7 protein-coding genes are annotated in these 8838 nt (G+C 70.3%); all 7 read right to left on the bottom strand.

Features of this window, described 5'->3' with window-relative positions; translation table 11 throughout:
* Window positions 1–156: 156 nt before the first annotated feature.
* The gene (locus IF45_RS0130655; protein ID WP_030310849.1) at window positions 157–1809 is read right to left on the bottom strand and encodes a hypothetical protein; all 1653 of its coding nucleotides are present in this window, start codon (window positions 1807–1809) and stop codon (window positions 157–159) included.
* A gap of 1 nt (window position 1810) precedes the next feature.
* Window positions 1811–3265: an ATP-binding protein gene (locus IF45_RS0130650; RefSeq protein WP_003949572.1), complete on the bottom strand. Its 1455-nt coding sequence runs from the start codon at window positions 3263–3265 to the stop codon at window positions 1811–1813.
* Window positions 3266–3301: 36 nt separating this feature from the next.
* Window positions 3302–4855, bottom strand: coding sequence for an SCO6880 family protein (locus IF45_RS0130645; RefSeq protein WP_003949573.1), 1554 nt, complete (start codon window positions 4853–4855; stop codon window positions 3302–3304).
* Window positions 4852–6150 carry a hypothetical protein gene (locus IF45_RS0130640; protein WP_030310848.1) on the bottom strand — a complete coding sequence of 433 codons (1299 nt, stop codon included), beginning with the start codon at window positions 6148–6150 and terminating at the stop codon, window positions 4852–4854. The genes IF45_RS0130645 and IF45_RS0130640 overlap by 4 nt, the downstream gene beginning before the upstream one ends.
* A complete protein-coding gene (locus tag IF45_RS0130635) occupies window positions 6140–6967 on the bottom strand; it encodes a hypothetical protein (RefSeq protein WP_030310847.1) in 828 nt (275 codons plus the stop codon). The genes IF45_RS0130640 and IF45_RS0130635 overlap by 11 nt, the downstream gene beginning before the upstream one ends.
* Window positions 6968–7135: 168 nt before the next feature.
* Entirely contained in the window at window positions 7136–7444 is a 309-nt protein-coding gene (locus tag IF45_RS0130630; protein WP_003949576.1) for a DUF8827 family protein, read from the bottom strand.
* Window positions 7445–8514: 1070 nt separating this feature from the next.
* Entirely contained in the window at window positions 8515–8688 is a 174-nt protein-coding gene (locus IF45_RS33510; protein WP_008413773.1) for a hypothetical protein, read from the bottom strand.
* Window positions 8689–8838: the final 150 nt, after the last annotated feature.

The following is an 8838-nucleotide window of genomic DNA, read 5'->3' as shown; positions in this document are numbered from 1 at the left end:
GGGGACCCTGTGGGAGAGTAGGACGCCGCCGAACTATTATTGAGAGTGGTGGTCCCCGGATTTCGGTCCGGGGACCACCACTTTTTTGTTGCCCGGGTGGTGAGAGACGGAAAGCCGTTTCTCACCACCCGGGCTTCTTTGCGTTCTGGCCGGCTTTCAAGGGGTCTTGAAGAGGGAGGGTTCGCCGGGCCAGCGGCTCCTGGCCTGTTCCTCGGAGCGGAGCAGCACGAGGGGGTGGATGCCCTCTCGGGGGCCTGCGGCGAGAAGCTCGGGGAGCTGCGGCAAGGGGGCGACGGCCGCCAGGTCCTCCAGGATCAGGAGGGCTGGTGGGTCGAGCCGGCCGGCGGGTGACCGTGCGGCCACGCGGCGGCCGTGCTCGACCACGTATGAGGCGAACGCGGTGACCAGGGGGACCGCGCCCGGATGGGACTTCGGGTCCTCGACGGACTCGCCCACCACGTAAAGCGTGCCCCCTTCGGCGACGAATGACTCCACCGCTGTGAAGTCGGAGCGGTTCGGTACGCAGGCGTTGCGGATGTGGACGGAGCTGAGCGAGGCCAGGGTCTTGCCGATGAGGTGGAGTGCCTGGTCCCGGCGTTCCGGGTGGGCGGTGAGGGCGCTCTCCAGTTCGCCGGCACTGCCGGCCGCCGCGCGGGGGTGGGTCCGAAGGACCGTCACGGCCTCCTGGAGCTGGCTGCCTTGGGACCAGCGGTGGAGATGCTTGAGGCCCTTCCCGCCGGTCTCCGCGGCGTGGAGGAAGCACCGGAGCAGTGTCTGGGCGGTGTCGGCGACAGCGGCGTCCAGAGCGGAGTGCGGCCTGACGGGTGCGAGGAGGGCGACGGACCTGGTCGTGGCCGTCGCCATGTCCTGGCACCCGGCGGTCGGGGACCAGCGGAGGCGGTCCGGGGTGTCGCAGAGGTGGGACGGGTCGTAGAGGTGGACCGGGCCGAGCTTGCTGCGGGCATCCTTTGTCTCGGCCCACAGCGCGGGGGCGGAGGTGACGACGAGAGCGGCACCCTCCGCGGTCTGGAGGGCGCGAGCGGCCTGTTCGAGACGGGTTTCCCGGGGGCCGAGCAGGAGCTGCGAGGTCGGCTCGGGGAGTCCGCTGCCTACGCCGTAAGCACTCGAACGAGTGAACGGGGGAGCGGCTTGTTCCGGTCGTGGTGAGGGGAACATCGTTTCGAGGGCGGTGCTCGGAGGGGCAGCCGCGAACGATGGGACATCCGGGTCCTGCTGTGACTGCTGGGACTCGGCCTCGTAGGGGGAGGTGCGTGAGGAGGAAGGCTCCGGCCCGGGTGCGGCTGGGGAGGGCGATGCGGAGTGCTGTGCGGAGGTCGTGGGCGTGGGTTTCAGGAGAGACGGCTCAGTGGGGGCCGGCGTGCCGGTAGGAGCCGTGCTCGTAGGGAGGTCGGCGTGGCGGGCCATCCGGTCCGTTCGGGCGGCCTTGCGGCGGGCGACGGAGAAGGCGACAGCCAGCGCCAGAGTGAGCGCCAGGAGGAGCTGGCCGATGGCCAGGCCCCAGAAGAGGCCCCAGCCGGAGAGCTGGGCGGGCGGGGTCCCGGGCCAGGCGGACGGCAGATCCTGGGGTGCGGAGAGCAGGGAGCGGAGGGCTGCCGGAGTGCGGGTGAACTCCACGCCGTCCGGCCAGGCGCCGTGGCTGAGGAGGCCGGCCAGGCCGGTCGCCGTCCACACCAGGCAGGTGGAGGCCAGCAGGAAGGCGAGGACGCCGATCAGCAGACCGTCGGGTACGCCGCGCTGGGCGGGTGCCGCGCCGGCCGAGGAGCCGCGCTCCCGGTGTGCGGCGGCCACCTCAGGCCACCGTGGACGTCGACTCGGGGTAGCCGGGGTGGCCGGCGTCGGGGTAGTGGGCCCGTACGTGCTGTTCCATCATGGCCGCTCGCTCTTCCGCCTCCTGCTCGGCGGCGAGGAGGTCCGCGTTGAACCCCAGGTCGTCCGGGTCGACGGAGGACTCCGTCATGGCGCGGTCGGTGAAGACGAGGGGACGTTCGGTCTCGGTGATCAGATGTTTGACGACCTGCACGTTGCCGTTGACGTCCCACACGGCGATGCCCGGTGTCAGGGTCGGGATGATCTCCACCGCCCAGCGGGGCAGGCCGAGGACGCGGCCGGTGGCGCGGGCCTCGTCGGCCTTCTGGGCGTAGATGGTCCGGGTGGAGGCCATCTTGAGGATGGCGGCCGCCTCCTTGGCCGCGGCGCCGTCCACGACGTCGGAGAGGTGGTGGACCACCGCGACGAAGGAGAGACCGAGGCGGCGTCCGAACTTCAGCAGGCGCTGGAAGAGCTGGGCGACGAAAGGCGAGTTGATGATGTGCCAGGCCTCTTCGACCAGGAAGATGCGCTTCTTCCGGTCCGGGCGGATCCAGGTGTGCTCCAGCCAGACGCCGACGATCGCCATGAGGATCGGCATGGCGATCGAGTTCCGGTCGATGTGGGAGAGGTCGAAGACGATGAGGGGAGCGTCGAGGTCGATGCCGACGGTCGTCGGGCCGTCGAACATGCCGCGCAGGTCACCGTCGACCAGCCGGTCGAGGACGAGCGCCACGTCCAGGCCCCAGGCGCGGACGTCGTCTATGGCGACGTTCATGGCCTCGGCCGACTCCGGCTTCGGATGACGGAGCTGGTCGACGATGTCGGTCAGGACGGGCTGGCGATCGGTGACCGAGTGGGTGACGTACGCGTGGGCGACCTTCAGGGCGAAGCCGGAGCGCTCGTCGAGGCCGTGGCCCATGGCGACCTCGATGATGGTGCGCAGCAGCGCCAGCTGGCCCGTGGTGGTGATCGAGGGGTCGAGCGGGTTGAGGCGGATGCCCATGTCGAGGGCGGCCGTCGGGTCGAGGCGGATGGGAGTTATGCCCAGCTGCTCGGCGATCAGGTTCCACTCGCCGACCCCGTCCTCGCCCTGGGCGTCCAGGACGACGACCTGGCGGTCGCGGAAGCGGAGCTGGCGCAGGACGTACGTCTTCTCCAGCGCGGACTTGCCGTTGCCGGACTCGCCGAGGACCAGCCAGTGGGGCGCGGGCAGCTGCTGGCCGTAGAGCTGGAAGGGGTCGTAGATGTACCCCTTGCCGCTGTAGACCTCCCGGCCGATGATCACGCCCGAGTCGCCGAGGCCGGGGGCGGCGGTCGGCAGGTACACGGCCTGTGCCTGCCCGGTGGAGGTGCGGACGGGAAGCCGGGTCGTCTCCACCTTGCCGAAGAGGAACGAGGTGAACGTCTCCGTCAGGGCGGTCAGCGGATCGCGCATGGCAGGCCCTCCTTCAGCGGGTCGTGGCGTACGGGGTCAGCGGCGGATGCCGGTGGCGAAGGGCAGGGTGTTGACGAAGGCGCGGTGGTGCTCGCGGTCGCACCACTCCAGCTTCAGGTACGACTTTCCGGCCGAGGCGCGGATGGTGCGCTTGTCGCGGGCGAGGGCCTCCGGGTTGCGGGAGGAGACCGTGATGTAGCCGACGAGGTTGACGCCGGCGGCGCCGCTGGCCAGGTCCTCGCCGCGCTGGTCGAGGCGGGAGTTGGCGGCGGCGTCCCGTGGGTCGACGGTGCGGTTCATCTTGGCCGCGCGGGAGGCGTCCGCGTCGTCGTTGGTCTTCTCGGTCAGCATCCGCTCGATGGCGACCTCGGTCGGCTCCAGGTCCATCGTGACGGCGACCGTCCGGATCACGTCCGGGGTGTGCACGAGGAGCGGGGCGAGGAAGTTGACGCCCACCGGGGTCATCGGCCACTCCTTCACCCACGCGGTGGCGTGGCACCAGGGAGCGCGGGTGCTGGACTCGCGGGTCTTGGCCTTGAGGAAGGTCGGCTCGACGGCGTCGAGTTCGGCGGGCCAGGCGTTGCGCTGGGACATGGCCTGGATGTGGTCGATCGGGTGGTCGGGGTCGTACATGGAGTGGATCAGGGAGGAGAGGCGGCTCTGGCCGAGGGGCTGGCGGACGCGGATGTCCGCCTCCTGGAGGCGCGAGCAGATGTCGGTGAGCTCGCGGGCCATGACCACGGCGAGGCCCGCGTCGCGGTCGAGGCGGCGGCCGCCGCCCTGGCGCCGGGAGGCGCGGGCCATGGCGTTGGCCTCGGAGGCCAGTTCGCGGGAGTAGTGCATGCAGGCGACGAGGTAGGCGCGGTGCTGCTCGCTGGAGGTGGAGACCATCGACTGGAGCTGGTCGTAGGAGCTCTGGAGCCAGCCGGGGGAGCGGGAGTCGCCGCGCTGGGCGACGTCCTTGGCGTGGGCGTCGGGGTCGGCGGGCAGGGTGCGGGCCAGCATCTGGAGGCGGGTGACGAAGCCGTCGCCGTTGGCGACGTGCTTCAGCAGGGTGCCGAAGCGGTCGACGAGGGCCTCCTGGTCCTCGGAGTCGCGCAGGCCCACGCCGGGGCCCTCGATCTCGATGGCGGCGGTGACGGTCCGCCGGTCGGCGTGGAGCAGGACGGCGATCTCGTCCGGGCCGAAGGGGGCGGCGAGCCAGTTGATGCGGCCGATCCCGGGCGGGGGGCCGACGGCGACCTCGCGGCCGTCGAGGCGGGTGCCTGCTTCGGCGGTGGAGGAACGGTAGGTGGTTCCGCGGCGCAGCATCCGCTTGTAGCTCCGGTTGATCTCGAACCACCTGTAGAACGTGCGGCCCTTGTACGGGACGTAGACGGCGGCCAGCCCGACCATGGGCAGGCCCGCGAGGAGGGCGATGCGCACCGAGAGGGTGGGCACCAGCAGCCCGCACATCATGCCGAGGAACGCCCCGAAGACGATCAGGACGATCTCGCCGGTCTCGCGGTTCTTGCCGATGACGGCGTTGGGGCGGGCGCGGCCGATGAGATACGTACGGCGCGGTGCGATCGAGTGGGACGTCGTCGTCAACGCCCGTCACCTCCGGAGCGGGGGGAGCCGGTGGAACTGCCTCGGGAGCCGGCGTGCGGGCTGTTGACCGGGTTGCCCGAGCGGGGAGGGGGTGCGCTGGGGGAACCGCCCGAGCCGCCCCGGGAGGCGTGGGCGGCCATACCGCCGCTCGCCTGGTTGGCGGGGCGGGGCTGGGAGGCGCCGCCGCCGTCGCCGCTCTGGCGGCCGCTGTGCGCCTTGATGCCCTGCGAGACGAGGGCCGCGGGTGAGGAGAGGACGGCGGCGGCACGGCCCTCGGCGCCCTGGGAGAGGCGGTTGTTGCGGGAGGCGGCGATCTCGTCACCGAAGCCGGGGACGAAGCGGTAGATCATGGCGCTGGCGAAGATCGCGAGGAGGATGATGGCGAGGCCGGAGACGACCGCGGAGAAGGCGTTGGGCCCGTCCTCGGAGGAGAGCGCGCCGGCGAGGCCGAGCACGATCACGATCACCGGCTTCACCAGGATCACGGCGATCATGATGCCCGCCCAGCGGCGGACGTGCTTCCAGAGGTTCTTGTCGACCAGGCCGGCGTAGACGACGGTGCCGAGGAGGGCGCCGACGTAGAGGAGGGCGGCGCGGATCACCAGTTCGAGCCAGAGGACGCCCGCGGCGAGGATCGAGACGAGGGAGACCACGATCAGCATGATCGGGCCGCCTCCGATGTCCTCGCCCTTCTTCAGGGCTTCGGAGAAGGTGCCGAAGAAGGCGTCGGTCTGGCCGCCGGTCGACTTGGCCAGGACCGTGGTGACGCTGTCCGTCGCGGAGACCACGGTGTAGAGGATCAAGGGGGTGAAGGCGGAGGCGAGCACGGTCAGCCAGAGGAAGCCGATCGCCTCGGAGAGCGCGGTCGTCAGCGGCACGCCCCGGACTGCGCGCTTGGCCACGGCGAGGAGCCAGAGCAGCAGGGTCAGCACCGTGGAGGCGGCGAAGACGACGGCGTACTGCTGGAGGAACTGGGGGTTGGTGAAGTCGACGTTGGCGGTGGAGTCGACGGCGTCGGAGAGCTTGTCGACGGTCCAGGCGGCGGCCTGGGCGCAGCCCTTGGCGAGGGAGGAGAGGGGGTCGAGGGTGGAGCCGAGGGGGTCGGGGGTGGAGCTGGTGCCGGCTCCGCCGCCGGAGGATTCGGCGCCGCTTTCGCAGTAGTCCCTGGCGGGGCCGTGGATCAGGTCGCAGGGATCGTCATTCGGGTCGGCGTGTGCACGGGTCGGCGCGAGCAAGACGGCAGACGTGATCGCAACAACGGTGGTGTTCCGCCATGACCTGAGTTCACCTCGCATAGGTCAGCCCCCCATACCCTTCAACAGCCTTGGCGATTTCCTCAGATGTTGCGGCACGTTCATCACCGGGGACTGGCGCTGGGCCGTCCTTTTGCGAGTGGGTGAAGATCTTCCAGTCGCCGTCGACCCAGTGCAGTTCCATCGTGATCGTGAACCAGCTGCTGGTCACGGGGTTGGTCGAGGTCTCGCCAGCCATCCCCAGTAGTCCGGAGCACCAGACGGAAAGGGTGGCCTTGGTGTCCGTGTACTTCGCAGCGGTGGTCCCGATGGGAGTGGTCCGTGAGACGAAAGTGAGGCCCTCGGGCGACGAGCCGTCCTCCCGCAGACCCAGATTCTGGAAGAGCGGCTTCGAGTAAGCCTGGTCCAGCGAGTCTCGGAACCGTTGAACTTCGGAGGGGACGATGATGGTTTCCAGGATCTGGCTACGTCGCTCTTCGCCGAACATCTCGGCCGACCCCAGCGCCACCGCGTAGTTCGCCGCCGCGCTCTCCGCCCCCTGTTTGGTCTGGGGGTGTCCCGTGGGGATGCCTGACGTCTGGGTGTCCACCGGCTTCGTGCCCGTGGGGGACGTCGGGGAGGCGGCCGGGCCGCGGGCGTCTGAGGGGTTGTCCGGGGTGTCGGTGTTCTGGTTGGCGAAGGCGATGGCGGCGATGAGGAGGACGACGACGCCGACGACCGTGATGAGGCTCCTGGAGGGGCGCATGGAGCGGCGGGCGGTGTCGTAGGTGTCCTCGTCGCCGGGGAGGCGGGTGCGGGTCTGGCCCGTGCCGCCGTAGCGCTCGTCGGTGTCGTAGCCCTGTTCGTCTCCCGGGTTCATGCCGCGTACGCCCCCTCGGCGTCGACGTAGGGCCGCACCGTTCGGTGGGCTACGTACGACGGTAGTCCTGCTCGTGGCCGCGCGGGCGCGGTGTGGTGACTGGACATCAGGGAGACACGACCTCAGCCGGTGGGCGCGACGGACGGGTGGTGGGGGCGGGACGGGCGGTCAGACGGCCATGCCGTACACGATCGTGAAGAGGGTGCCGAGGGAGCCGATGATGAAGACGCCGGTCAGGCCGGCGATGATCAGGCCCTTGCCCTGCTCCGCGCTGAAGGTGTCGCGCAGTGCCGTCGCGCCGATGCGCTGCTTGGCCGCGCCCCAGATCGCGATGCCCAGGCAGAGCAGGATGGCGATGGCCATGACCACCTGGATCATGGTTTTCGCTTCGTTCCCCAGCTCGCCGAAGGGCCCCCAGTTGGGGGCGATCCCGCCGATGATGGTGGTGATGTCGCCCTTGTCGGCTGCCATAAGCATGTAACTCACCGCCCCTAGTGGGTTGTTCTTCGCCCTCTGCCGGTGTGCAGAGGTCACGCCCATTCTCGCCGAGGAGTGTGGTGTTGCGGCACCGCATTGGCGCCAATCCCTGGCCGAGTTTGCGTGGGACCCCGTCCGCGCGCCCCGCCGGTAACGAGGAGCGGTGCACGAGGACACGCATGGTCACTCTGTGTATCACGCCGGGTGACGTCGGGCAATGAAGATCGTTGCGGCAAGTGGTTGGAGTGGGGGAGCGCTGACCTGCGGTGGGAGGGGTGGGGTGGGGTGGAGCAGAGGGTTCTGGGGAGGTGGGGAAGGCGGGAGGCGGAGGTGGGGGGAGTGAGGGGTTCCGCGCCGGGCGGTGAGGGGGCGTCAGGGACGAGGGAGGGGTGGGAGCGGCCTCGTAATGGGGCGAGGGGTGAGTATCGACCGGGTTCGACGGTGAGGGCTCGTTAGCACCGAGCGCCAACGAGGCCAGTCGGCCGCGCGGCTGCGCCGGTGCTCGAAGGTCCGAAGATGCGGGCCGGTGCGGGGCTGCGTGGGTGGGTGAGGAGTCTGGGTTCGGGGGCGTGGGGCTGCGGGACTCCGACCGAGGCCGGCCCGGCGGGAGTGCTTCTGGGCAGGGCGGTGGGCATCCTGCAAGTCATGCTTGGTGAGGGTGATGTGGCTGGGCGGCGACCGCGCTTCCGGGCGCGGGCCGGCTCCTGGCTGTTCGTTCTCGGCGCCATGGTGGCCGGGTCGCCACCCTGATGTGGAACAACGCCGAGCACGTGGGACCGTACGGCCGGCGCGGTGGAGGGGCCGGTTCCGTGCGGACCCCGGCCTGACGCTGCCTGGCGAGCGGCTCGCCGCGCCGTTGCCGCCCGGTCGGGCAAGTGGTCGCCGTCCCCTCCTCGGAGGTGCGGGTTCCTGCGCGCAGCCAGGCGACGGGCTGCGGAGCGGGGGTGAACGGCGTCCCGCGGGGCCAGGTGATGCGTTCGGGGTCGCCGGGCTCCTGGGCGGCTGGTTTTTTGCGGTCGGGCGAGCCGTGAGGGTGGCTCCTGCCGGCGGCAGGTTCGGGGTGTGGGGGCTCAGCCTCGGGAGGCGGCCTCGTCCGTGATCGCCCTGCGAAGTTCCAGCAAGGCCGTCAGGGCCTCGGTGTACATGTGGAGGCTTTTTTCGTTGTGGCTGTTCATCGCGGTTCTGACCTCCTTGAATGCCTGGGCTATGGCCTCGTCGACGGCGTGCTTGTCGATGGTGTTCATGTGGGGGCTCCCTGATCTCGGTGGGTGAAGTGCGGACGATCTTACTGATCGTTTCAGAATGAGGTTCGCAGGCGGCGGAGGCATATGAGGCTGCAGGCCAGTTCGAGCAGGCCCTGGTGGAGATCGGCGCGTCGCTCGTAGCGGATGCGG

The organism is Streptomyces albidoflavus (assembly GCF_000719955.1).
GTDB classification, from domain to species: Bacteria; Actinomycetota; Actinomycetes; order Streptomycetales; family Streptomycetaceae; genus Streptomyces; species Streptomyces albidoflavus.
Note: the sequence above shows the minus strand (reverse complement) of the source record. Positions and strands in the feature narration are given on the sequence as shown.